Source organism: Xanthomonas floridensis, assembly GCF_001642575.1.
Taxonomy (GTDB): domain Bacteria; phylum Pseudomonadota; class Gammaproteobacteria; order Xanthomonadales; family Xanthomonadaceae; genus Xanthomonas; species Xanthomonas floridensis.
Genome location: NZ_LXNG01000003.1, coordinates 1 through 23,865, shown reverse-complemented (window position 1 = coordinate 23,865; position 23,865 = coordinate 1). Strand labels below are relative to the sequence as shown.

Below are 23,865 nucleotides of genomic sequence, written 5' to 3'. Positions count from 1 at the left end.
GATGACGGTGCAAGGCGAGCGGCACGCAAGACAGGCGTCTGCGGCGGCATCGACAACACCAGCCATCTCCTTACCGGAGATTCCACGGCCGCCACCGCGCGGTGTGCTGTCGCGTGGTGGTCGGTGGCGAAGCAACAGCGGCGCGACGAGACCACGCGCCCGCTCCAGGACCGGCCTGGATGGCTGTAATCAGACGTACGGCCGCGGCGGGGAGGCGGTTTCGACCACGGCCCTGCCGCATTCAATGCTCCCACTGGTCCGGCCGCCTTGGGCAACCAACCACCGACCGCCCCAAGATAGTGGGGTACCCGGGAGGGGTCAACACCAAATGTGGGAAAAACCCGCAAACCCTTGTGGCATAAAGCACTGTCTGACGAACGGTCGTCGCCAGGGTGCGAACCCGTCCAACTGGACTGCGCAGTCAAGGCCCAAACCGGCATTTCTGCCACTCAGTTGGGTTCGGTTGGGGTGACTGGCGCACGTGCATTGCTCGTGCGCGGTCACACTCCAGCGCCGGCCGTGGCCGGCCGGGATTCACCCGGTTGCCCGGGCCCGGGCTAGGTTCGCGATCGGCCCACCCTGCCGGCCGGCACCGGCCAGCCAGCCTTACAGGGCCACGATCGCCTGGCGCGCGATGATGGCCTGCGCCCAACGCGTGTGGACGGCCTTCTCGACCATGCCGCCGTTGGACTTGAACACCGCCGTGGTGGCGCCGAGCACTTCGCGCGCGGCACGCAGGTCTTCGTCGCTGACCCGCAGCCCTTCCTCGATCACCGGGATCTGCATCGGATGGATGGCGGTCTTGCCCACCAGCCCCATCGCGGTGTCGATGGCCAGCTCGCGCCGCAAGGTCTGTGGATCGTCGAAGAAGTCATAGACCGGCGCGGTGAGCTGAAACCCGTACGGCCGGAACGCCAGCACCAGCTGCTGGATGACCAGGCCCACCGGGGTGTCGTAGATCGTGGTGCCGCGCACCCGCTTCATCGCCAGCATGCTCAGCAGGTCATTGCCGCCGATGCGCACCGCCAGCACCCGCGAGCTCAGCGGGCTGCCCTGCAGGCAGGCGCGGATCTCGCGCTGGCCCAGCGGGTCCAGCGCCTGCGGGGTCTCCAGGGTCGGCATGATGCAGAAATCGTGGTCGGCCAGCTGCCGCTCGTAGGCGGCCAGCGTGTCGGTGTCGATCTTGGGCAGCACGAAGCCGTGCACGCGGTCGATGTCGTGCATGGCCAGCAGCTGCCCCAGCACTTCGGCATTGCGCGGGCGGATGAAGCGCAGCGGGCCGTGCGATCGCGGCGGCAGGGTCGGCAGGGTGCGCCGGATATGGCTCATCGCATGCGGCAGGTCGGTGGAAGACACCGCATCCTCGGTGCAGGCAATCAACGAGCGCGCCTGCGGAAACTGGCGTCCGGAGAGCACCTCGGAGAGGTTGTCGTTGGTCGCAGGCACGTAGAGCGAGGCGCCCAACCGATAGGCTTCAGACATGTCGTAGATCCTTGATGACCGCGGCTGCCTTCAATGGCAGGCTGGAGAGAATGTGTACGTCAATACCGCGGGTCTGCGCCAGCCACCGCAGATGAGCGGTATCGGCATCGTCGGGCCGCTGCAGGCAGAGCGCGCGCGGCGCGCGGCGCAGCATCGCCCGGGTGGTCTCGCCGATTCCGACTTTCAGGCAATGGGTGTCGCGCACCGCGAATGTGTCGCGCAACTGCTGCAGGCTGTCGCTGCAACGCTGTGCGGCGGCAGCGCGTTGGCTGCGCTGGGTGTGCGGGTCGGCGTGCATGGGCGCGGGCAGCGCGGCGGCCGCCTCCAGCAATTGCGCCACGAACCACTGCGACATATCGCCCGCGCGCAGGTCCTGGTAGAACACGCAGCCGTGGAACTGGTCCGGGGCGATGCTGGCATTGAGCACGGTGCGGCTGACCAAGCCCGACACGGTCGCATTGAGGATGGCCGACGGAATCAGATAGTCCTCGACGGAGCCATGCCCGGCGCTGCAGCCGGCAAGATCCACCAGCACGAACAAATCCGGTGAGACCTGCGTGCCCTGCGCCTGGTTGAACGCGGCAACCGAGGCGCGCAGCTCGGCGGTGATCGCGCCCTTGCCGGTCCAGCCATCGACAAAGACCAGCGATGCCGGATCGTATTGCGCGCAAAGATGCGCCAGCGCCACCGTATCGATCCCGCGGCCACGCAGGATCGAGATCGCGTAGTGCGGCACCTGCATGCCCCAGCGGCTGGCCAAGACCTGCCGCAACGCCACCCCGACCGGCGTGCCGGCGCGCGCCAACGACACCAGCACCGGCCGCGCATGCCGCTGCCGCACCACGCTGGCCAACTGCAGCAGGTCGCGCGCCATCGTCGGCATGTGGCGCGCCACTGCGCTGCGGAACAACGCCAGATATTCCGGGGCCGGCAGCTGCTCCGGCGTCAGCATTTCCGAATAATGCGCCTGGCCCGCCTGGATCAGCCGCTCTTTTTCCTGCAGATCCTGCATCGGCGCGACCTGGATCTGCGTCAGCAGAAAGGTCACATCGCCCGGCGCATAACTGCCCGAGAATCCGGCCGAGGTCATGCGCAGGACTCGTGGGCGCGTGCATGCACCTGTGCCCAGGCCTGCGAGCCGGTGGGCAGGATCGCCAGATCGCATAGCGACAGGAACGGCAGATCGGTGATGCTGTCGCCGGCACCGACCACGAACAACTCACCATGCTGGCGCCGCAGCGATTCCAGCAGGTACGCCACCGCCAGCCGCTTGTCCACGCATGGCGGCAGCACCGCCAGATTGCGGCCGTTGACGTGATGGGTATACCCGGGATGCTGCGCCACCCACGGTGCGATGACCTCATCAGAAATCTTTCGTACCGCCTGTTCGTCGCGCGATGGCTCGCGCGCCACCAGATAGGCCGGCTGCTGCGGTGCGCCGGCGATGCTGACGTCCAGCGCAGCGCCGAACTGCGCCGACAGGGCCTGCTGCAGTTGCTGCAACGCCGGCAACTCGGTCTGCATGCGGGCGTGGACCGTGGCCGCCCACACCGGATCGACCTGCCGCTGCGCATCGACGATGGTGGCACCGTGGGCCACGATCGCCGGCCCGTTGAACGGCAGCAGCACGCGCGCAAAGGTCTCCAGCGTGCGCGCGGTGACCGGGACCACCAGGTCGGCGTGCTGCAACCACTGCGCGAACGCACGCTGACGCGGCGAGGTATAGCTCACCACGCCACCATCGATCGACAATGCTGCCGGCTGCAGCGCCTGCGCCTGTTTCTGCTTGCGCCGCGACGAGAACAAGGTGTCGTCCAGATCGACCAGGGCCACCTGATACATCTAGGCCACCGCCTGCATCGGCGCGGCAACCCGCTGCTGCGCAAGATCCACTTCGATCGCCTGCAGCTGCTGCAGCAACCGGTCCACGCAGGCGCGCTCGCGACTTTCGTGCACCACCACCCGCACCGCACCGGCAGAACGCGTCAGGTTGTACAGATAATTGGGGATACCCTCGCCATAGACGTCTTCGACCAGGGCGATGTCTTCGATGGCACCGGCCTGCATCAGCGGCGAACGCGTGGTCGATTGCACCGCCACCGCATGACCCAGCGCCTCCAGCGCCTGCGCCAACCGTTGTGCCGGATACATGCATTCGCCGGTACCGATCACCAGCACCGGCCGGCCATCCAGCGCCGCGTGGCAGGCCTGCACCAGCGCATCGGGTAGCGCGATGGCAGCGCCAAGCCCCAGCCGCGCGGTAAAGGCGGACACATGCTGGCGGCGACAGGCCACCGGGGCGTAGGCCACCGGGGCAGGCACCAGCGCCGCAGCCGGGTCACGCTCGAACCGGTGTGCGCCCGACCACAGCGACAGCGGCGCAACCTCGTCGATGCCCGGCAGCGCCGACAGCAGCGCCTGTACCCGGCCTTCGGAAAAATCGGTCAGCACCACCGGGTGCAGCGCACGCAGGCGTGGGCAGACGCTGCGCAAGGCGATCGCCAGATTCAAAAAAGTCCGGCCGGAGGTCGCCTCGTCATCCACCATCACCACCGTGCTCACCCGCTCCAGCGCTGCGCGGAGCTCGGGGGCCTCGGGCAGATAGAGAAACTGCTGGGTGGCATGGCTGTGTTCTTCCTCGAAGCGCAGCACCTGCGCGCCGTCGAGCGGATAGCGCGTGGTCTGCAGCAACATCGCCTGGCTGCCGGCGCGTTGCAGGAACGCTTCGAACACGCCGTGGCCCAGCCCGGTGGCGGTTTCGGCCAATGCCACGAACAGGACCATCTCGCCGGCCGGCACCGGAATCTGCGCCGCCAGCTCCGCCTGCAGCTGCGCCATCGTCGCCGGGGAGGCGGGCCAGTGCTTGCCCAGCACCTTGGAGACGAACACGAAGCCGCGCTTGGGATTGCGCCGCGCGCCGAAACCGCAAAGATCGGTCAGCGCGCGCGTATTGCCCGGCTGGCCGGAACAGTGCAAGGTGCCGGTGGGCAAGCTCACCTGCAAGGTGCTCATGCGTCCACCGCAACCTGCGGCAGCACCGTGCCAGGCAAGGGCTGCGCGTCCGGCAGCTCCACCGCCAGCGAAATCTCGGTGACGCGAATGCCCAGCCGCGGTGTCGGAACCTGCACCGGCAGCTCGGGAAAGATGCAGGCGCGATACGCGACATGCGGAAGATTGATCCCGGACATGCAGCTCATGCCGATCCCGCCGGCCGCACGCGGATTGATCTCCAGCAACATCGGCGCGCCATCGATGTCGTCCTTGAACTGTACGTTGATCAGCCCGTTGGCACCGAAGCGCTTCACCATCGCCGTGGCATAGCCCACCAGGTCCGCGCGCATGGACAGCTGCTGCACCTTGCTGTTGGGATCCTTCTGGCGCACCACGCAGGCCAGCACGTCGCCATCGCGCGCAGCGATGTCTACGCTGTACTCCACGCCAGGCAGATAGCGCATGACCAGATGCGGCTCGAACTCGGGCAGGCGTTCCATCCGGCCGATCCATTCCTGCGGGCTGCAGGCATAGGTGCTTGGCTCGATACCGTCCACCAGCCGATAGAAGCCCTTGCCGTACACCGACACGGTGGGCTTGACGCAGACCGCGCCGTCGACGCCCAGCTGCGCGATCGCCTCCACCGCCTGTTGCAGCGTGGTGACGTAGCGATAGTCCGGCAGCGGCACCAGTCCATCGACCGCCGCATAGACCCATTGCTTGTGATGCAGATTGGGAAGGATGTCGGCCGGCGCGGCGTGCACGATCTGGCAGCCCAGCGCCGCGAACTCGGCGCGGTGGCTGGTAAGCAGGCTCTGCTCGTAGCCGGGCACCAGATGGGTGATCTGCAGCTGTTGCACCACCTGGTAGCACCACTGCAGGTACGCCTCCGGGCTCAGGCCCGCAGGTTCGAGCAGGGCATGGTCGGCACGGGCAAAACCGCGGAAGTTTTCCTGGCGATGCGAGACGCATGTCCAGATTGGCAACGGCTCGGCTTCGCCACGCAGATGATCGATGATGCGGGCAATGGTCGCGTAGTGCCGGTTGAACCAGACGCGCGCGTGGGGAAGTGACATACGGATACTCGAAGTTGAAGCACGGCCCCACGCATGGCGCCGACCAGGCAGCTGACAAACCGACGGCGCTCACCGCCGGGCGGGCGCGGTCGGCTCCCGGAATCGGCATGTACCAGGCGTACATGCCGGATCTGGGCGCGCCACTCGCACCCACCTGATGACCGCTCGCGACGTTTGTCTACCGCTCCAAGAAGGACGGCGCCGCAGTCGCGGCGGCCGTCCTGAGGGATTACAGCTGGCCGTTGATGACCGGCAGCATGTCGTGGAACGTACGGCCGGAGCAGGATTCGCCAATGGCGTGCAACTTCCAGTCGTTCTCGTGGCGATACAGCTTGGCCATCAGCTGGGCGGTGTGGTTGCCCTGGCACGACAGGTTGTAGCGTGCGACTTCCTTGTTGCCGTTGGCATCGACCAGGCGGCAGAACGCGTTTTCAATTTCCGCGAAGCTCTGGCCGGTGAAGCTGTTGACGATGAACACCAGGCTCTTGATGCCGGTGGGAATCTTGTCCAGCTGCACAACGATCTGCTCGTCGTCGCCATCGCCGTCGCCGGTCCGGTTGTCGCCGGTGTGCCGAATGCTGCCGTCGCGCGAGTTCAGTTGCTGGAACCAGATCTGGTCCACCAGCTGATTGGCATCGTTGAACATCAGGCACGAGGCGTCCAGGTCGATCGACTGGTCGCGCTGGCCGAATCCGAAGAAGCCCTTGGTCTTCTTGGCGTCCCACCCCAGGCCCATGACCACCTTGGTCAACTGTGTGCCGGCTTCCTTGCTCAGCGAGATCCGCTGTCCCTTGCTCAAACTAACGCTCATCCACACTCTCCTTGAGTCATCACCAGGCCGGGCCCGGTGTGAAGGTGGCCGCACGAATCTGCATTCGGGCGGCCACTGTTGATCACGCTTCATGGCCGCTGCACGCAGGCAGCGGCCGTGCCGGCATCAGCCGATGTTGACGCCGTAGTTGGCGGCAAGCGGGCCCAGGCCACCCTTGAAGCCCTGGCCGACGGCGCGGAACTTCCAGTCGGCACCGTTGCGGTACAGCTCGCCGAAGATCATCGCCGTTTCGGTGGAGCCGTCTTCGGTCAGGTCGTAGCGCGCCAGTTCCTTGTTGTCGGCCTTGTTGACGACGCGGATGTACGCGTTGCCCACCATGCCGAACGACTGGCGACGGCCTTCGGCCTCGTGGATGGTGACGGCGAACGACAGCTTGTCGACCGCGGCAGGCACGCCATTGAGCGACACGGCGATCTGCTCGTCGTCGCCTTCGCCGGCGCCGGAGCGGTTGTCGCCCTGGTGCACGACCGAACCGTCTGCGGAGGTCTTGTTGTTGTAGAAGATGAAGCTGCTGTCGTCCGGCACCTTGCCGTCCGGCTTGAGCAGGAACGCGCTGGCATCCAGGTCGAATTCGCTGCCGTCGGTGGCACGCGGATCCCAACCCAGACCCACAACGACCTCGCTCAGGCCAGGTGCTTCCTTGCTGAGATTGACATTACCGCCCTTGGAAAGACTGACGCCCATACTGCACTCCTTAGATTGTTGCGGGGTAAGAATCGGAACCTTGCAGTTCCCGGGAAACGCGATTGATCGTCTGCAGGCGCATGGCAGCGCCCGCTGGACACGGCACGCAGGCTATTTGCGGGCGGCTCTCCACTCGAATCCAAAGCCGAACCGCATGTCCATGGTGTCGTGCCCGGTGAAATAGTCCACCTGCTTGGTTGCACGAATGGCGCCGTTGCTGTTTTCCAGCATGGCGATGGCGCACATGCCGTCGCGATTGTTCGGGCTGTCCAGGCGGGCCTCCAGTTCGGGCTGGCCCGGCGTGCGAATGGTCACCACGCCATTGGCATTAGACCAGTTGGGAACGCCCTCGTAGATGAAGGCGAAGATCAGCACGCGCTTGATCCGTGACCACTCGTCGCCATTGAGGTGCAGGAATTCGCCCTGACCGGAGCTACCGCTGCGATCGTCGCCCATCAGCCTGACGTACGGCATCTGCGCCAGGCTGCCGAAGTTCCCCCCAAGCGCCTGGACGACGGTCTTGTTGCCGTCCTGCAGTTCCACCATGGCGCCCAGGTCCAGATCGATGGCGCGCGAGAACATCCCGCCACCGCGACTCCAGCGCAGGTTGACCACGATCTCGCCGAACTTGCCGGAGGCCTTCTCCAGCGCGACCGGCTTGGACTTTTCCAGGACGATCTTGGACAGGTTCACCGACGGCGCCGGTGGCGGTGCAGCGGGCAGTGGCGGCGGCGGTGCAGGAACTGGTGGCGGCGGGACGGCAGGGAGTGCAGGCGGCGCCGGCGGCGCGGCCGTGGTCGCGTCCGGATCGTCATCCACAGCCACGCCGAAATGCTTGGCCAGCGGGCCGAGCCCGCCGGTAAATCCCTGCCCCACCGCGCGCAGCTTCCACTGCCCGTTGCGCCGGTAGACCTCGGCAAGGATCAACGCAGTCTCCGCCATGCCGACCAGCGGCGGAGCGAAGCTGCAGGTCTGGTTGCCGGCGGTCACGGCCAACGTCAGCTGCTGCAGCTGCCCGAAGCGCTGCGCCCGGCGCATGCCCTGATCGATGGTGATCGCAACAGCCACGCGCTCGACCTGCGCCGGCAACGCAGACAACTGCATGCCGACCCGCCGCGCATTGGCATCGACAGTGACCGCGCCGGCCTGAAAGCTGGGCTGCCCATAGAACACGAATGCGCTGTCATCCAGGACCTGGCCCTGGGCGCCCAGCACGAAGGCACTGACATCCAGATCCATGCCGGAAGGCACACCCGTCAGCGTGATCTGTGCGTCGAGGCGGTCGCCCTCCAGGGCTATGTTTTGTCCGATCTGTAAAGTCGTCACTGCCCCTGTCCCTGGCTCGGCCCATCTGCGCTGCACGGCAGCATTGGCGCAACCGGCCTGCGATCAGCAGGTCGAAAGAGTGACCTGCCACGCAGGTCTAGTCAACCGCAACGGCGCCGCTCGCTGCATCGGGCAACACCAGCTGCACATGCACAAGACGCCCGCCCTCCGCACGCGACAGCAACAGCTGCCGCCCCTGGCTCAGCTCGACTTTTTCACCGATCGGCACCAGTGCGCCGGCGGTGGCGTCGTAGAGCTCGGGCATCGCCTCGTTGACCAGATACCAATGGCCCTCGTGCAACACGAAGTAGCCCACCCGTCGCCGCTGCTCGACGGCCAGCTTCTCGTTGGGTGCGACATGGCGATTGACGTGCCAGGGAAACAGCGACTGCCCGGTGTAGACCACCAGGCGATGATTTTCCGGCCGAAACTGGCCCGGCGTGTGCGTGGAGAAATACAGGTCCAGCACCGGCAACGCATTGGGATACGGCGTTGCGCAGAACGGGCAGCGCGGCCGCGAGGTGTTGTCGAAGACGTACCACCCCTGCTCGCAGCGGGCGTTGCTGCAGGGCTGCAGCAGATCGACGGTGCGCACCAGCGCGTCTTCCCATTCCGAGGCCTGCGGGCGTTGCTGCGGATCGCGCAGGCCGGTGGTGAACGCGCGCAGGAACAGCGGTGCCAGGTAGGGTCCGGTCAGGGTATACGGGCGCGTGGCGGCATCGGCCCAGGGCAGCTCGCTGCTGCGCACATCGCTCAGCCGCACCCGATTGGATGCATCGTGCGGATCTTCCACGAACAGCGCGCGCTCGCCCATTGCCAGTTCTTCATCGCGCGTGGCATCGGCGTCGTGCACCTTCCCGCCGCGCAGCGGATGGCGGTACAGCAGATACATGTAGATCAGCGTGGCCAGCGCATGCAGGTCGGTCTGGATCGACGGCAGTCGCCGCTGCGGATCGTGCTTGGGCAGGCCGGCGGTGGCCACGACCTCCGGCGCGATGAAGTCCGGTGTGCCCACCACATCCGGCGGATATTTTCCTGGCACCACCAGTCCATCGATATCGATGATGCAGGCATTGCCGCCGACCGGGTCGACCAGCACGTTCTTGTAGGACAGGTCCGAATGCGCCAGGCCAGCCATATGCAAGCGGCGGACGGCACGCGCGATCAACAGGCAGATGCGCAGATGGCTGGCCCAGTTACCCAGCTCGCGCGGATCCAGGTACTTGCTGCGGTTATTGGCAGAGGCGAACCATTTGCCCTCCTTCTCGCGCCCGGCGATCTGCAGCACGTCGCCATTGCGCGAGCCATGTTCGAAAAAGAAGTGCCGCGCATACATCGGCGCGACCAGGCCAAAGCGGCCGTTCCATTCCAGCGTGCGTTGCGGCCAGCAGAACATGCCGCTCCAGTACTCGCCGCCGACCTGGTTGAAGATGCCGTCGCGGAAGCGGCCGACGATATTGGCGATGCGTTCGCGCACATTGGCATCGGGGGGCTGGCGAAAGAACAGCACCACATAGCGGCCATCCACGCTGAAATAGCAGTCCTTCAACCCGCCGCTGCCACGCAGCTGATCGTAGAACTCCACCGTGCTGCCATCGTGGGCAGTGGTGCGGATGATGGCAGCGGTCATGGTGCGCGCTCGGTCTGGAGTATCAGCAAGGTGCGATCGTCGTGCTCGCCCGGGTACCAGAAGCCCAGATACGCCACCAGCGCCTCCGGCAGGGCCGCGATGTCCTGCACGGCCGCTAGCGGCGGCGCGATGTCGGTCTGCCACCACTGCTGCCAGTGCGCCGGATCCTGCAAGGCGCGCTCGGTGCCGAACTTGGGGTCGGACACGCCATCGCTCATCAGGATCACCTTGGCACCGGCAGGCAGCCATACACAGCGCATGCGCGCGTGCACGGCCGCCTGCGTATCGCCGGCCAATGCATCGGAAAGAAAGAACCGGGTCTGCCCGGAGTACTCGCCGGCGTCGGCCTGCCCCAGCACCTGCAGGGCGCCGGAGTCGGCGTCATAGGTCGCCGCCGCGCCATCGCCGATCCAGTAACTCAGCACCAGCGACTGCGCGCCGCAGGGACGCACCGCCGTCAGCATCAGGGTCGAGGCCAGTGCGCCTTCGTCGACGCCAAGCAGGCTGGCGTGGCCCAGCAATGCCTGGCTGGCCGATGCCAGGCTGGCATGCATCGCGTCCAGCAACCGCGGTTGCAGCCGCGGCAGCAGGTCGGCGTGATGCTGCCACTGCAGCCCCTGCTGGCGCGCCCAGAATTCGACACCCTCCAGATGCGCTGCCAGCGTGGCGACGACGTGCCGGGTCAGCAACTCCGAGCCGCGTCGCGACAACGGCGCCGAGCCGGCGCCATCGGCCACGGCGCAGACCAGCCAGCGGGCGTCACGATCGGTGGCGATGGCAACGTCGTCTTCGCGGAAGCTGCCGGTATTGGCATGCGAGCGCCCGCGCACACTGGCAGCGATCGCGTAGGCACCGTCGATCCGTGCATGCGCCGTTGCGGTATGCGGTTTACGCAGGCCCAACGCGGCATCGGGCTCGCGTTGCTTCCACAGCGCGCGTGGGTCGGGATTGACCAGCAGGCTGGCCACGCCGGCCTGCAACGTGGTGCCGGCCACCGCATCGAGCGGCAAAAACCGTGCGGTAAAATGCATTTCCTCGCCGGTCGCGGTGGCTGCGCTGGGCACGCCGGAGAGCACGCCGCTGGCCGCATCGAAACCCAGGCCGCTTCCCTGCAACCCTTCCACGGCCATCAAACGGTACAGCTGCGCCGGACGTTGCGGATCACTGACGGGCGCAGCCTGCCCGACATAGGCGCTCCCTGCCGTGGCATTGGCAAAACGCCAGCGCAGCGCCGTTGCGGGCGCGCTCGACGCCGGCGCTACAAACAGCGTGGCATCGGTCGCAACCGAGGACGTTGTGATTGCGGCATGTTCGACCGCGGCGCCAGATGCTGTGGGCGGTGCCGGCAGCGTGTCGGCTGGGCTGGATGCTGGAGGCTCCTCCGGCACTGCGTCGCCTGGACCGGATGTCGGTGGTTCCACCGGTACCGCGTCGCCTGGACCGGATGTCGTTGGTTCTACCGGTACCGCGTCGCCTGGACCGGATGTCGTTTGCTCCACCAATACCGCGTCGCCTGGACCGGATGTCGTTTGCTCCACCAATACCGCGTCGCCTGGACCGGATGTCGTTTGCTCCACCAATACCGCGTCGCCTGGACTGGATGCCGCGGGCTCTACGGGCACTGCGTCGGCTGGACGGGATGCGATTGGCGCCATTGCTGCCGCGTCGCGTGCAATGGGTGCCGCCGTCGCGCCTGGCACAGCACCCGGCTCCGGCGAGGATGCCGCTGCCTCGCCCAGTGCCGGCGCCAGGCGCGATGCGGTGGCATCGAGCCAATGCAGCAATTCCAGCACCGGCGCTTCCTGCAGCAGGTGCCGGAGCCGGGCCGGCTCCAGTACGACGCCGTGCTGCCGCAGATAGTTGCCGAGCAGCTCGGCCAGGGCGGTGTGGGCCTGCGCCTGCGCAGGCGGCGCCGGTGGGGGCAGTGGCGGCATCAATCAGCCTCGCGCACGCGAAATTTCCACCGACTCGCCATCGGCAAAACAGCCGAAGTAGGCGCGCTTCTTGCACCACGGGCAGGTCTGCTCCCCTTCGCCAGGAACGCAGAAGGTGTTGCCGCAGGAACACATCGCAAATCCGACCCGGTTGCCGCAGTGCGGGCAACTGGGCGTGCCGAAGATCTGGTCCGACTCCACCGTGGCGAAGTTCGGCGCTTCCGACGACATCTCGAAATAATCGTTCCTGACCGGGTAGCACCCCACCAGCCGGTAGGTGGTTGCACTGAGTTGCGCGCTGCCGACATCGAAGGACTGATGCATCGGTTCGTAGCGCGAGATGTACGGCAACTCGCTGCGCTGACACTTGGACACGAAATACGCGTTGGACTCGTCCACGCGTTCGAGCGGCTTATCCAGGTTGAGCTTTTTCAGGATCGATACATCGGCGTCCGGCAGCTGCTCTTCCTTGGACACATCGCCCACGCTGCGGCTGCGCGCCTGCACCGACTGCGTGACCCAGGCGATGAAGCGCTGGAACGCGCCGTCGCTGCTGTCATCCAGGGTCAGCACCTTGTCGGCATCGGTGAACTGGTTGAGCACGCCCAGGTCGGCATTGCGCCCGATCGACACCGCCACCAGCGACACGCGCTTTGCATAATGCTGCTGCCAGCGCGACAGCGCCGGGGCGATATCGTCGGTGGGCTTGCCATCGGTGATCAGGAACGCGATCGGTTTCCAGTCGCCCTTGCGCTCGGCGCTATTGCGGTGCACCGAGGCATCCACCTCGTCCATCAGGTAGTTCATTGCCCGACCAAGCGAGGTGCCGCCGCCCGCCGGCAGGCTGGGCACCACCACGCTGGTCAGCTCGGTCAGCGGCAGCAGCCGCCGCACTTTTCCGGCAAAGGCGATGACGGAAATCCAGGCCGTTTCCAGCGCGTGCGGGTCGGTCCGCAGCGTCGCCACGATATGGGCCAGCCCTTCCTCCAGTCGATACAGGTTTTCCCCGATCATCGACTCGGAGACATCGAGCAGGAAATAGATCGGAAGGCGGCGCATCTCACACTCCAGGACGAAGACAGCGGCTTACTCGGTGGTGGCGACGGGTTACAGCACCAGCTGGATTTCGCTCGGCGGCGGCGGCAACGCCGTGCCTTCCGGAGTGCCCTGGCTACGGCTGCCGCCGCTGACGGCCGCCGACACCCACTTGAAGAAACTGGTGAACGAGGCGCTGTCCAGCGTATCCAGCGCAAACACGTTGGCGGTGAACATCGACAGATAGGTCGACTTGGCCTTGGGGCCGGCCGCGCAGGCGATGATGTTGGCGAAGTTGCGCTTGCGCAGCTCCGGGATCTGCTCCTCGAACACCTGCAGATCGGTGGGGCTGCCATCGGTCATCACGAACAGCAGCGGCGCCCAGTCGCCCTTGGCGTCTTCGCTGGAACGACGCACTTCCAGATCCACGCGCTCGCACACGTGCTGCAACGCCTTGCCCAGCATGGTGGGGCCCGAATCGGGCGTGGTGATCTCCGGCAGCTGCAGCTGGTCCAACGGGGTCAGCGGCAGAATCGTCTTCACGTCCGCATCGAAGGTCATCAGACAGATGTGCACACTCTCCAATGCCGACGGATCCTGCCGCAACGAGGTCACCAGGGCGCGCAGGCCCACGTTGACCGCTGCGATCGGCTCGCCGCGCATGGAACCGGAAGTATCGAGAAGCAGGTAGACGGGCAAACGACGCATGACTTCACCTGATTAAGAAAACTGCCAAAGAAAGGGACCGATTCGAGCCGTCCGACCGCAGCGCCGAGCGCGCGACCCATCCCACGTGCCACGCGCGCTCCTGCCAACAAGCGGGGCGCGGCGGGCCGGCGTGCAGCGGGTCGCAACCGCGCCGCCGCCTGCCGAACACAGGAAACGGCCGGCGGCGTGGAGCGGCTGACACAACCTCGCGAGCAGCCGTCAGGTGGGCGTGGTGGGCGCGCCTGGAACCGCAATGTCCGCGTGATCCATGCCGCACCCAACACCGGCCGCACCCGCCTGGCCGCTACGCAGTGGTTCCGTCAGCGCCTCTCAGGCGCTTTCGCCGGCCGGGTGCTGCTTGCGGTAACGAATCGAGGACCACACCGATGCCGCGATGAAGGCCACGCCGATCAGTCCGGTCAGCACTTCCGGCACGTGGTGCACGGTGCCGATGAGCATGATGATCGCCAGCACGCCGATGGCGTAATGCGCGCCGTGCTCCAGGAACACGAATTCGTCCAGCGTGCCCTTGTGCACCAGGTAGACCGTCATCGAGCGCACGAACATCGCGCCGATCGCCAGGCCGAGCATGATGATCACCACGTCGCGGGTGATGGCGAACGCGCCGATCACACCGTCGAACGAGAAGGAGGCATCCAGCACTTCCAGGTACAGGAACGCGGCCACGCCCGAACGCTTGGCAACGCTGACCCCGCCCTCGTCCTCTTCCGACTCGAACAGTGCATCCACGCTATCGACCAGCAGGTACAGCAGGATGCCGCCCAGGCCCGCGAACAGCACGCTCTGGAAGATGTCCTGCGGCAGGAACAGCTTGGTGCCCAGCAACACCGCCACCGCGACGATGACCGACATCGCATCGGCCTTGCCCAGCTTGCCGACCAGGCGCTCCACCGGGCCCAACCAATGCAGCTCGCGCTCGCGATCGAACAGGAAGTTGAGAAACACCAGCAGCAGGAACATGCCGCCGAAGGCCGCAATCGAGGGGTAGTGGTCGGTCAGCACCTGGCTGTATTTATCCGGCTCGTTCAGCGCCAGATCGATCACCGGCATCAGGCCCATGCCGGTCGCCACCGACACGATCACGATCGGGAACACCAGGCGCATGCCGAACACGGCGATCAGGATGCCGACGGTCAGGAACAGCTTCCGCCAGAATTCGTTCATGTGCTTGAGCACACCGGCGTTGACCACCGCATTGTCGAAGGACAGCGAAACTTCGAGCACGCTCAGGACCGTGCACAGCCACAAGGCCTGCCACACCCCCATGCTCGAGTTGTGGCCCCACCACGCCGCCGCGCCCAGACAGAGCGCGGTGACCACGAACGACATTCTGAAATCACGAAACATTGAAACTCCCGACAGTGCTGAGGCGAAAACAGACGGTCACGTTGCTGCGGCGCAGGCGACACGAGCGCGCTCTGAAACGAGACCAGGAAAGAGAGGAAGGAGTCCCCACGTCATCGTATGCCATGGTGGAGCGGCCGGATCTGACGGGGCGATACACCATTGGATGACCTCGCGCCCGCATGGGCGTCGCACAACTGCAAGGGTGCAAGGCACCGATCGGTCATCGCCATCGACATGACATCATCCGTGAAGTCGGAACCACCTGTGGGCAGGCTCCTTGTGCCGAGAGTCTACGGCCAATCCCAGCCCAGCACCAGCAAGGCCCGGCGCGCTTGCGCCCGGTGTAGCGTGGTTGGTGGACCGCAGGTGTGGCAGCGACGCTTGTTGGCGCATGCACGGCGTCTGCGCGGTGCATGCCTCGCCGGCGCCGGAGCCGGCGAGGTAGTGCAGCAGCAGATCCGCGCCAAGGTCGCGGCCGGTGACCAGGCGCAACGACGCAGGTAAACCATCACAACCCTGCTGCGCGCCGCCTTGCCCGGCGCGCGCCAACCGAAGCGGCCAGGCGTGCCCATGCCTGGCGGCGGTGCCGCCGTCCTAACCGTCCACCGGCAGCGTCACCGCCATCAGGCTCGCATCCTCCGGATCCGGACGTACCCCAAAGCCCAGGCTCTGGCACATCGCCAGCATGGTGCGGTTCTCGCGCAGCACCTGGCCTTCGATCACTTTCAGGCCCAGCCAGCGCGCGTACTCGATCATGATGCGCATCAGCTGCCAGCCGATGCCGTGGCCCTTGAGGTCGGAGCGGATCAGGATGCCGTATTCGCCGCGTTCGTAATCCGCGTCTGCATGCAGGCGCACCGCGCCGAGCATGTCGCCGGTCCTGGGGTCGATGGCCACCAGTGCGATCGAGCGGGCGTAGTCCAGCTGGGTCAGGCGGGCGATGAATTCGTGGCTGAAATGCTTGACCGACTGGAAGAAGCGCAGGCGCAGGTCTTCGTCGGTAATGCGCGCAAAGAACGCGCGGAACAGCGCATCGTCCTCCGGGCGCACCGGGCGCACCAGCGCATGGGTGCCATCGCCCAGGCCGATCTGGCGCTCCCATTCCTTGGGGTACGGAAAGATCGCAAAGCGCGGATGACCGCGGCCCTTGTGCAGCCTGCGCAGCGGCGCCACCGCCACGCGGGCGTCCAGCGCAATCACGCCGTCGCGGTCGGCCAGCAGCGGGTTGATGTCCAGCTCGGTGATTTCGGGGATGTCAGCCGTGAGCTGCGCCAGCTTGACCAGCACCAGCGCCACCGCGCGCTCGTCGGCGGCCGGCACGTCGCGGTAGGCCTTGAGGATGCGCGAGACGCGGGTGCGGCCGATCAGCTCGTGGGCCAGGCGCAGGTCCAGCGGTGGCAGCGCGAGTTCGCGGTCGTTGATGACCTCCACCGCGGTGCCGCCGCGCCCGAACACGATGGCCGGGCCGAACACCGGGTCGTCGGCGATGCCGGCGATCAGTTCGCGCGCCTTGGGCCGCAACACGGTGGGTTGCACGATCACCCCTTCGATCAGCGCTGTGGGGTGCGCTGCGCGCGCGCGCGCCAGGATGCCGGTGGCCGCTTCGCGCACCGCCGCCACGCTGGACAGGTTCAGGCGCACACCGTCCACATCGGACTTGTGTGCGATCTCGCTGGACAACACCTTCAAGGTGACCGTGCGGCCGACGGCCAATAACGGGTCAGCCAGCAACGCGGCCTCGTTGGCGGTGGCGGCCACCTGCAGCGGCACCACCGGGATGCCGTAGGCGCTCAGCAACCGGTTGGTGGCCACCGGATCCAGCCAGCGCCGGCCGGCGGCCAGCGCCTCTTCCACCAGCGTGCGTGCCACGCCGGCATCCACCACGAAATCTTCCGGCAGGCTGGGCGGGGTTTCCATCAACGCCGCCTGCGCCTCGCGGTAGCGCACCAGGTGGGTGAAGCCGCGCACCGCATCCGATTCGGTGGCGTACGTAGGCACGCGCGCGGCATTGAGCGCGGCGATCGCCGCATCGTCCTGGCCCAGCCACACCGCAAACACCGGTTTGTCGCGCTGATAGCGATTGCGTTGGTCCAATGCGCGGGTCAGCGCCTTGGCCGCATCGGCCGAGGATGTGAACGCGGTGGGCACGTTGACCACCAGCAGCGCGTCGTTCTCCGGATCGTCCAGCAAGGCTTCGATCGCCGCCGCATAGCGCGCACCGTCGGCGTCGACGATGATGTCCACCGGATTGCTGCGCGACCAGCCTTCCGGCAGCGACTGATCCAGCCGCTCCAGGGTCTTGGCCGACAACTCGGCCAGGGTGCCGCCGCGCAGCACCAGTTGATCCACCGCCAGCTGCCCGACCCCGCCGCCATTGCTCAGGATGGCCAGCCGCCGGCCCGGAAAACTGCCCAGCCGGCCCAGCGTTTCGGCGGCGGCAAACAATTCGTCCAGCGCGCCCACCCGCAACAACCCGGCACGCGCGAAGGCGGCGCCATACACCGCATCCGAGCCGGCCAGCGCCTGCGCGTGGGTGTCGGCGTTGGGGTTGATGCGGAAGTGGCGCCCGGACTTGACCACCACCACCGGCTTGGCGCGCGCGGCGGCACGCGCGGCCGACATGAACTTGCGCGCATCGCCAATGCGTTCGACGTAGAGCAGGATCGCGCGGGTGCGGTAGTCGGTGGCGAAGTAATCCAGCAGATCGCCGAAATCCACGTCCAGCGTATCGCCCAGCGACACCACCGCCGAGAACCCCACCGAACGCGCCACGCCCCACTCCACCAGCGCGGCGGCAATGGCGCTGGATTCGGAGATCAGCGCCAGATCGCCGGCCTGTGGGCAATGCGCGGCGATGCTGGCATTGAGTCGCGCATGCGGAGCGATCACTCCCAGGCAGTGCGGGCCGAGGATGCGCATGCCCTTGGCCCGCGCGGCCGCTTCCATGCGCGCGGCCGGCGAGCCGGGGCCACGGCCCAAGCCTGCGGTGAGGATGATCGCTGCGGCCACCCCGCGGCGCGCGGCGATGGAGACGATGCGCGGCACGATGCGCGCCGGCGCGGTGATCACCACCAGGTCCGGCACCCACGGCAGATCGGTCAACCGCGCCACCGTACGCACGCCATCGATCTCGCTATAGCGCGGGCTCACCCAGCCGATCTGCCCGGGAAATCCAGCCGCGCGCAGATTGCGCACCACCGCCCGCCCGGCCGAGCGCTCGCGCGGACTGCCGCCCACCACCGCTACGGTGCCGGGGCGAAACACCTGCTGCAGGTGATAGGTACTCATCGTGCGGGGGAGAACGCTGCCATCACGCTACGGTACACGCACTGGCGTGCGAGGGCATGGGGTAATGGATGCAGGCACACTGCATCCATCTGCAATCACTCCGGCATGGCGCATGCACGCTACAACAGCGTGCCGCTCAGGATCAGCGCGGCGATGCTGAAATAGATCACCAGCCCGGTGACGTCCACCAAGGTGGCCACGAATGGCGCCGAAGCGCTGGCCGGGTCGAAGCCGAAGCGTTGCAGCACGAACGGCAGCATCGAGCCGGACAGCGAGCCGAAGGTGACGATGCCCACCAGGGCCGCGCCGATGGTCAGCGCCACCATCTGCCAATGCGGGCCGTAATCGTATAGCCCGGCGGTCTGCCAGATCGCGATGCGCACGATCGCCAGCACGCCCAGGATCGCGCCCAGGGTGATGCCGGTGGGCAGCTCGCGGAGCGCCACCTTCCACCAGTCGCGCAGGCGCAGCTCACGCAACGCCAGCGAGCGGATCAGTAGCGAGGTGGCCTGCGAGCCGGAGTTGCCGCCCGAGCTCATGATCAACGGGATGAACAAGGTGAGCACCACGGCCTTGGACAGCTCGTCCTCGAAGTGCTGCATCGCGCTGGCGGTGAGCATTTCGCCTAAAAACAGCACGCTCAACCAGCCCGCACGCTTCTTGATCATCTGGCCGAAGCCAATGTGCATGTACGGCTTGTCCAGCGCTTCCATGCCGCCGAACTTGTGCACGTCTTCGGTGGATTCGGCGATCAAGGCATCCAGCACATCGTCCACGGTGACAATGCCCAGCACATGGCCGTGCCGATCCACCACCGGGATCGCGAGCAGGTCATGCCGGCGGATCAGGCGCGCCACTTCTTCCTGGTCCAGCGCCGGGTCCACGGTGATCGGCGGATTGACCTGCGCCACCTCCAGGATCGGCGCATCCGCAGCGCCGGTGATCAGCCGGCGCATGGTGACCACCTGCTGCAGCACGCGGGTCTGCGGGTCGAGCAGATAGATCGCGTAGACGGTCTCGCGGCTGCGCTCCACTTCGCGGATGTGCTGCAGGGTGCGCCCCACCGTCCAGTCGGATGGCACGGCGACGAACTCGGTGGTCATCAACGCGCCAGCGGTATTGGGCGGGTAGCGCATCAGCGCCTGGATCGACAGCCGCGCCTCGGCGCTGAGCAGCCATAGCAGCGGCTGCCGCTGGTCGGCATCCAGGCCGTGGAAGATGTCGGTGGCGCGGTCGTCGGCCATCTGCCCGAGCAGCGAGGCGGCCTGCTCGGCCGGCAGCAACGCCACCAGCGCGCTGGCATCGCGCAGCTCGGGTTGTTCGAGCAACTTCACCGCACGCGGCGGCGGCAACGCGGCCATGACCTGCGCGGCGTCTTCGCGGTCGAGGGTGTTGAGATATTCCACCGCATCGGCCGTGTTGAGCTCGGCCAGGGGTGCGGTCAGTGCATCGACGCCTTGGGCAAGGCGCAGGGTTTCGTTGTACATGGTGGTTCGCCTGGTGACGACCGTCGTCGATGACAGCCGGCGAACCTGAGCCTCAGGCGCGCGCCAGCCGGGTCATCGACCCGGGTCTAGGGTGACTGTCGCTGGACATGGGTAAAGGCTCCGAAAGGTGCGCACCGACCGGTGATCCGGGTGGCGGCGCGGCGCAGTCTGCGCGCCTGAGCTGGCTTGGTCAATGCCTCACGTGCGGCCCGCTTCAGTGAGCGTATGGCCGCAGATCTGTGTAGCCTACGGCCGGCATTGCCACACGCTTGTCGATCTGTCGGCGGCGTTCGGCCGGGACACACGTCGCCGCACACGGGCATCGCTGCGCCGCGACGTGCTGCCGATCCAGCGCATGCAGCGCGGGGTTGCCGCCTTGCCATCAGCCGCTGCTCCCGGCATGCAGACGCACGCGCTGATCGGCTGCAGCCAACCGGCTGTCGCAAACCGCTGCCTTGGCGCAGCGCAGACGGTACAGTTCGCTTCCCGGCAGGGTCGATCTCGCGCAGCGTTGCGGGACGACATCGGCCATCCGTCCCCGCCGCTGCTTCGCTTGCCAGGAATCCGCCATGCCGTCTTTCACGTCAGTGTTGTTACACCGCGTCAGCCCGCTGTGCCTGTGTGTGGCCGCTGGCTGGGGCACGCTGGGGATGGCACAGACCGCGTTGCCTGATGCCACGCCGGTGCACGCGCACGAGACCGCTCCGAACCAGGGCCACGAATGGGGCTATACCGGGCCGGAAGGTGCCGAGCACTGGGCGGAACTCGCCAAGGAAAATGCGTTGTGCGGCAATGGGCAGCAGAACAGCCCCATCGATCTGAAGGACGCGATCGACGCCTCGCTGGGCAGCCTGCGCCTGGACTACACCGCAGTGCCGCTGGTGGTGCGCAATACCGGCCACTCCATCCAGCTGGATCTGCACGGCGGCGGCAAGATGCTGGTCGGCGGCAAGCAGTACGACGCGCTGCAGTTGCACTTCCATCATCCGAGCGAACACCTGTTGAACGGCCGGCGTTTCCCGATGGAAGCGCATATCGTGCACCAGGGCCCGGATGGAACGCTCGGCGTGCTGGCGATCTTCTTCGAGACTGGCAAGGCCAATCCGGCCTTCCAGCGCGTGCTCGATGCGATGCCGAGCGACAAGGATCAGCCCCGGAAGGTGGCCAATGCCTCCGTGCGTGCCAGCGATTTTCTGCCGCCTGGCACTCCACGCAGTTTCTATCGCTACGAGGGCTCGCTGACCACTCCGCCATGCAGCGAAACGGTGGACTGGGTGGTAGTGAGTCAGCCGGTGCAGGTGTCCAGGGAACAGATCAACGCATTCGAGCGGGTGTATCCGTTCAACGCGCGTCCGCTGCAGCCACTGGACCGTCGCTTCCTGCTCAAGAGCCGCTGAGCCCGGCCCGGGCGCGGCGCGTCTAGCGCGACGCCGGCAGACTCTCGCGCTTGCCATCGACATGCGCTGGCCACTGCCTGCCGCCGCAACGCGTCGACCTTGCATACCAGGCGCATCGCATGCCGGCGGCGGCACAGGCGTGCAAGCCGGCCGGCCGCCTCGCGCGGCATAATGCGCACCTCAACGGAGAGTGCAACATGCATAGCGGCGGCCTCGAACTGGCCTTGGTCCTGATGCTGGCGGCGATCGTGGCCGTGCCGGTGTTCAAGCGCTTCGGCCTGGGCGCGGTGCTGGCCTATCTGGTCGCCGGCGTGGTGCTGGGCCCGGATGGCGTGGGCGTGGTGCAGGACGCCGAGCGCATAAGCGGTGCAGCCGAGATCGGCGTGGTGATGCTGCTGTTCGTGATCGGCCTGGAATTGTCGCCAGCCCGGCTGAAGGTGATGCGCCATTCGGTGTTCGGTGCCGGTGCCAGCCAGGTGCTGGTGACCGCGGTGATTCTGGGTGGCCTGTTGATGCTGGGCCAACTCGGCTGGAAGAGCGCACTGATCGTCGGCGTGGCACTGGCGTTGTCGTCCACCGCGGTGGGCCTGCAGCTGCTGGCCGAACGCAAGGCACTGAACAGTGACTACGGCCGGCTGGCCTTCGCCATCCTGCTGTTTCAGGACCTGATCGCCATCCCGCTGCTGGCGGCCATTCCGCTGCTGGGCGGCAGCAAGAACGCCACCCTGGCCTGGCCGGATGTGGCCAAGGCAGTCGCTGCCCTGGCACTGGTGATCCTGTGCGGGCGCTTCGTGCTGCGCCATCTGTTCAACGTGGTGGCGCGCACGCGCATGCCCGAGGTGTTCACCGCCAGCGCGCTACTGGTGGTGCTGGGCACTGCGTGGATCATGCAGGAGGCGGGCCTGAGCGCAAGCCTGGGCGCCTTCATCGCCGGCGTGCTGCTGGCCGATTCGGAATTTCGCCACGAGCTGGAATCGCAGATCGAGCCGTTCGAAGGCCTGCTGCTGGGCCTGTTCTTCATCTCGGTGGGCATGGGCATCGACCTCAATCGCGTGGCTGCCGAGCCGGGATTGATCGCCGCTGGCGTGGCGATCCTGCTGGTGGTGAAATTCTCGCTGCTGGTCGGCATCGGCAGCGTGGCCAGGCTGCCGCTACGCAGCAGCCTGATGCTGGGCAGCGTGTTGTGGCTGGGCGGCGAGTTCGCGTTCGTGGTGTTCAACGAGGCCGACCGCGTCGGGCTGCTGGAAGCTGCCAATCACGACCGTCTGGTGGCCATTGTCGGCGTCTCGATGGCACTGACGCCGCTGTTGCTGCTTGGCATGCAACGCATCCTCAACGGACCACTGCGTTTGCACGAGCCCAAGTCCGAACGCCCGTTCGACACCATCGATACGCAGACGCCCAAGGTGCTGGTCGCCGGCATGGGCCGCTTCGGCCAGGTGGTTGCACGCCTGCTCACGGCGCGGCACGTACCGTTCGTGGCGCTGGAACACAACCCCGACACCGTCGAGGACCTGCGTCGCTTCGGCAGCCAGTTGTATTACGGCGACCCCACCCGCCCGGAACTGCTGCGCGCTGCTGGCGCCGACCGCATCAAGGTGTTCGTGATCGCGGTGGACGACCCGGACACCAACATCAAGACCGTGCGGCTGATCCGCCGCCTGTACCCGCAGGCCACCGTGCTGGCGCGCGCGCGCAACCGCCAGCACGCCTGGAAACTGATGGACTTGGGTGCAGAACCGTTCCGCGAGGTCTTTGCCTCCAGCCTGGAACTGAGCGGGCGGGTATTGACCTCGCTGGGACTTGGCGAAGCGGACGCGCGCGAACACGTCAAGCGCTTCCGCCAGCACGACGAAGATCTGCTCCGCCGCCAGCATCTGGTCTACGACGACGAGGCCAAGGTGATCCAGACCTCACGCGACGCCCGCGCCGACCTGATGAACCTGTTCGAAGCCGACGTCAAGGCGGATGTGGATGGGGATGATGAAGCGGTAACGGTAGCGCCGGCGCGCGATGCGTAAATGCGCTTGGCAAACTCATAACCCGATGTGCAATGCGAGCTCGTTCGACCGAGTGACACTCAAACGCCTTCGCTGAATCGCCAAGTGAACCAGACATGCGACAGGCAGATGATACGCCCAGGCTTTCCTAGACATCTCAAGGCCGTGGAAAATGGCAGATTCGGAGGTGTCCATGAGCAGCAAGCGGTATACGGATGAGTTCAAGATTGAAGCGGTCCGGCAAGTGATCGATCGTGGTTTCAAGGTGGCAGAGGTCGCAGAGCGGCTGGGTGTCACGACGCACAGCCTCTACGCCTGGCTGTGCAAGTTCGGCAAGTCTGGCGTGGTGCATCGCGCCGAGGTGGACCAGAGCGCCGAGGTTCGGCGGCTGAAGGCAGAGTTGCGTCGCGTGACCGAGGAGCGCGACATCTTAAAAAAGGCCGCCGCGTACTTTGCCAAGGGGTAAAGGCAAAGTACGCGTTCATGCAAGACCATCGCAGGGAATTCAGGGTATGCGCGATGTGTCGGGTATTGCGCGTCAACCGGGCGGGTTATTACGCCTGGTTACGCTCGCCTGACAGTGAGCGCGCCAAGGAAGACCAACGCCTGCTGGGATTGATCAAGCAC

The 23,865-nt window shown here is 66.5% G+C and carries 17 protein-coding genes, 2 other RNA genes and 1 pseudogene; 4 read left to right on the top strand and 16 right to left on the bottom strand.

Features of this window, described 5'->3' with window-relative positions:
- Positions 1-606: 606 nt before the first annotated feature.
- From A7D17_RS02250 to A7D17_RS02230, 5 genes are read right to left on the bottom strand one after another with little or no spacing between them, the layout of a single operon-like run.
- Positions 607-1,482, bottom strand: coding sequence for an HpcH/HpaI aldolase/citrate lyase family protein (locus tag A7D17_RS02250; protein WP_064507612.1), 876 nt, complete (start codon positions 1,480-1,482; stop codon positions 607-609).
- Complete coding sequence (locus tag A7D17_RS02245; RefSeq protein ID WP_064507611.1) at positions 1,475-2,572, bottom strand: cysteine protease StiP domain-containing protein; 1,098 nt, start codon at positions 2,570-2,572, stop codon at positions 1,475-1,477. The genes A7D17_RS02250 and A7D17_RS02245 overlap by 8 nt, the downstream gene beginning before the upstream one ends.
- The gene (locus A7D17_RS02240) at positions 2,569-3,324 is read right to left on the bottom strand and encodes an HAD family hydrolase (protein ID WP_064507610.1); all 756 of its coding nucleotides are present in this window, start codon (positions 3,322-3,324) and stop codon (positions 2,569-2,571) included. Before A7D17_RS02240 ends, A7D17_RS02245 begins: the two co-directional genes overlap by 4 nt.
- Positions 3,325-4,494 carry a phosphoribosyltransferase domain-containing protein gene (locus A7D17_RS02235; protein WP_064507609.1) on the bottom strand — a complete coding sequence of 390 codons (1,170 nt, stop codon included), beginning with the start codon at positions 4,492-4,494 and terminating at the stop codon, positions 3,325-3,327. It abuts the gene before it with no gap.
- Entirely contained in the window at positions 4,491-5,549 is a 1,059-nt protein-coding gene (locus tag A7D17_RS02230) for an ATP-grasp domain-containing protein (RefSeq protein WP_064507608.1), read from the bottom strand. Before A7D17_RS02230 ends, A7D17_RS02235 begins: the two co-directional genes overlap by 4 nt.
- Positions 5,550-5,656: 107 nt before the next feature.
- Between A7D17_RS02230 and A7D17_RS02225 the strand changes: the two genes are divergently transcribed.
- A non-coding RNA gene (locus A7D17_RS02225) (sX9 sRNA) lies at positions 5,657-5,732 on the top strand.
- A 46-nt stretch (positions 5,733-5,778) separates the two neighbouring features.
- On the opposite strand, the gene A7D17_RS02220 is transcribed toward A7D17_RS02225, so the two are convergent.
- The 11 genes from A7D17_RS02220 to mgtE form a co-directional block, all read right to left on the bottom strand.
- The gene (locus tag A7D17_RS02220) at positions 5,779-6,360 is read right to left on the bottom strand and encodes a TerD family protein (RefSeq protein ID WP_064507711.1); all 582 of its coding nucleotides are present in this window, start codon (positions 6,358-6,360) and stop codon (positions 5,779-5,781) included.
- 126 nt (positions 6,361-6,486) lie between these two features.
- Positions 6,487-7,065 carry a TerD family protein gene (locus tag A7D17_RS02215; RefSeq protein ID WP_064507607.1) on the bottom strand — a complete coding sequence of 193 codons (579 nt, stop codon included), beginning with the start codon at positions 7,063-7,065 and terminating at the stop codon, positions 6,487-6,489.
- Positions 7,066-7,176: 111 nt separating this feature from the next.
- Positions 7,177-8,391, bottom strand: coding sequence for a TerD family protein (locus A7D17_RS02210; protein WP_064507606.1), 1,215 nt, complete (start codon positions 8,389-8,391; stop codon positions 7,177-7,179).
- 97 nt (positions 8,392-8,488) lie between these two features.
- Positions 8,489-10,021 carry a helix-hairpin-helix domain-containing protein gene (locus A7D17_RS02205; protein ID WP_064507605.1) on the bottom strand — a complete coding sequence of 511 codons (1,533 nt, stop codon included), beginning with the start codon at positions 10,019-10,021 and terminating at the stop codon, positions 8,489-8,491.
- A complete protein-coding gene (locus A7D17_RS02200; protein ID WP_153041878.1) occupies positions 10,018-11,955 on the bottom strand; it encodes a protein phosphatase 2C domain-containing protein in 1,938 nt (645 codons plus the stop codon). The genes A7D17_RS02205 and A7D17_RS02200 overlap by 4 nt, the downstream gene beginning before the upstream one ends.
- Positions 11,956-11,958: 3 nt before the next feature.
- The gene (locus A7D17_RS02195) at positions 11,959-13,014 is read right to left on the bottom strand and encodes a TerY-C metal binding domain-containing protein (protein ID WP_064507603.1); all 1,056 of its coding nucleotides are present in this window, start codon (positions 13,012-13,014) and stop codon (positions 11,959-11,961) included.
- Between the two features lie 48 nt (positions 13,015-13,062).
- On the bottom strand, positions 13,063-13,698 hold the full coding sequence (locus A7D17_RS02190; protein ID WP_064507602.1) for a vWA domain-containing protein: 636 nt from the start codon (positions 13,696-13,698) through the stop codon (positions 13,063-13,065).
- A 193-nt stretch (positions 13,699-13,891) separates the two neighbouring features.
- Positions 13,892-13,968, bottom strand: a non-coding RNA gene (locus A7D17_RS02185) — sX9 sRNA.
- 60 nt (positions 13,969-14,028) lie between these two features.
- Positions 14,029-15,066: a DUF475 domain-containing protein gene (locus tag A7D17_RS02180; protein WP_064507601.1), complete on the bottom strand. Its 1,038-nt coding sequence runs from the start codon at positions 15,064-15,066 to the stop codon at positions 14,029-14,031.
- A 594-nt stretch (positions 15,067-15,660) separates the two neighbouring features.
- Positions 15,661-18,354, bottom strand: coding sequence for a bifunctional acetate--CoA ligase family protein/GNAT family N-acetyltransferase (locus A7D17_RS02175; protein ID WP_064507600.1), 2,694 nt, complete (start codon positions 18,352-18,354; stop codon positions 15,661-15,663).
- Positions 18,355-18,473: 119 nt separating this feature from the next.
- Positions 18,474-19,841 (bottom strand): magnesium transporter, encoded by a 1,368-nt coding sequence (gene mgtE, locus A7D17_RS02170; protein ID WP_064507599.1) that lies wholly within the window; start codon positions 19,839-19,841, stop codon positions 18,474-18,476.
- A gap of 569 nt (positions 19,842-20,410) precedes the next feature.
- Between mgtE and A7D17_RS02165 the strand changes: the two genes are divergently transcribed.
- From A7D17_RS02165 to A7D17_RS22390, 3 genes and pseudogenes are all read left to right on the top strand, one after another.
- On the top strand, positions 20,411-21,238 hold the full coding sequence (locus A7D17_RS02165; RefSeq protein ID WP_064507598.1) for a carbonic anhydrase: 828 nt from the start codon (positions 20,411-20,413) through the stop codon (positions 21,236-21,238).
- Positions 21,239-21,435: 197 nt separating this feature from the next.
- Positions 21,436-23,259, top strand: a complete 1,824-nt coding sequence (locus tag A7D17_RS02160) for a monovalent cation:proton antiporter-2 (CPA2) family protein (RefSeq protein ID WP_064507710.1) — start codon at positions 21,436-21,438, stop codon at positions 23,257-23,259.
- A gap of 172 nt (positions 23,260-23,431) precedes the next feature.
- Positions 23,432-23,865 (top strand): annotated as a pseudogene (locus A7D17_RS22390) (transposase); the annotation flags it as partial.

Excerpts from the sequence above, each read along its gene's own strand:
- A7D17_RS02250 (WP_064507612.1), bottom strand. The coding sequence starts at position 1,482 with ATGTCTGAAGCCTATCGGTTGGGCGCCTCGCTCTACGTGCCTGCGACC.
- A7D17_RS02245 (WP_064507611.1), bottom strand. The coding sequence starts at position 2,572 with ATGACCTCGGCCGGATTCTCGGGCAGTTATGCGCCGGGCGATGTGACC.
- A7D17_RS02240 (WP_064507610.1), bottom strand. The coding sequence starts at position 3,324 with ATGTATCAGGTGGCCCTGGTCGATCTGGACGACACCTTGTTCTCGTCG.
- A7D17_RS02235 (WP_064507609.1), bottom strand. The coding sequence starts at position 4,494 with ATGAGCACCTTGCAGGTGAGCTTGCCCACCGGCACCTTGCACTGTTCC.
- A7D17_RS02230 (WP_064507608.1), bottom strand. The coding sequence starts at position 5,549 with ATGTCACTTCCCCACGCGCGCGTCTGGTTCAACCGGCACTACGCGACC.
- A7D17_RS02220 (WP_064507711.1), bottom strand. The coding sequence starts at position 6,360 with ATGAGCGTTAGTTTGAGCAAGGGACAGCGGATCTCGCTGAGCAAGGAA.
- A7D17_RS02215 (WP_064507607.1), bottom strand. The coding sequence starts at position 7,065 with ATGGGCGTCAGTCTTTCCAAGGGCGGTAATGTCAATCTCAGCAAGGAA.
- A7D17_RS02205 (WP_064507605.1), bottom strand. The coding sequence starts at position 10,021 with ATGACCGCTGCCATCATCCGCACCACTGCCCACGATGGCAGCACGGTG.
- A7D17_RS02200 (WP_153041878.1), bottom strand. The coding sequence starts at position 11,955 with ATGCCGCCACTGCCCCCACCGGCGCCGCCTGCGCAGGCGCAGGCCCAC.
- A7D17_RS02195 (WP_064507603.1), bottom strand. The coding sequence starts at position 13,014 with ATGCGCCGCCTTCCGATCTATTTCCTGCTCGATGTCTCCGAGTCGATG.
- A7D17_RS02190 (WP_064507602.1), bottom strand. The coding sequence starts at position 13,698 with ATGCGTCGTTTGCCCGTCTACCTGCTTCTCGATACTTCCGGTTCCATG.
- A7D17_RS02180 (WP_064507601.1), bottom strand. The coding sequence starts at position 15,066 with ATGTTTCGTGATTTCAGAATGTCGTTCGTGGTCACCGCGCTCTGTCTG.
- A7D17_RS02175 (WP_064507600.1), bottom strand. The coding sequence starts at position 18,354 with ATGAGTACCTATCACCTGCAGCAGGTGTTTCGCCCCGGCACCGTAGCG.
- mgtE (WP_064507599.1), bottom strand. The coding sequence starts at position 19,841 with ATGTACAACGAAACCCTGCGCCTTGCCCAAGGCGTCGATGCACTGACC.
- A7D17_RS02165 (WP_064507598.1), top strand. The coding sequence starts at position 20,411 with ATGCCGTCTTTCACGTCAGTGTTGTTACACCGCGTCAGCCCGCTGTGC.
- A7D17_RS02160 (WP_064507710.1), top strand. The coding sequence starts at position 21,436 with ATGCATAGCGGCGGCCTCGAACTGGCCTTGGTCCTGATGCTGGCGGCG.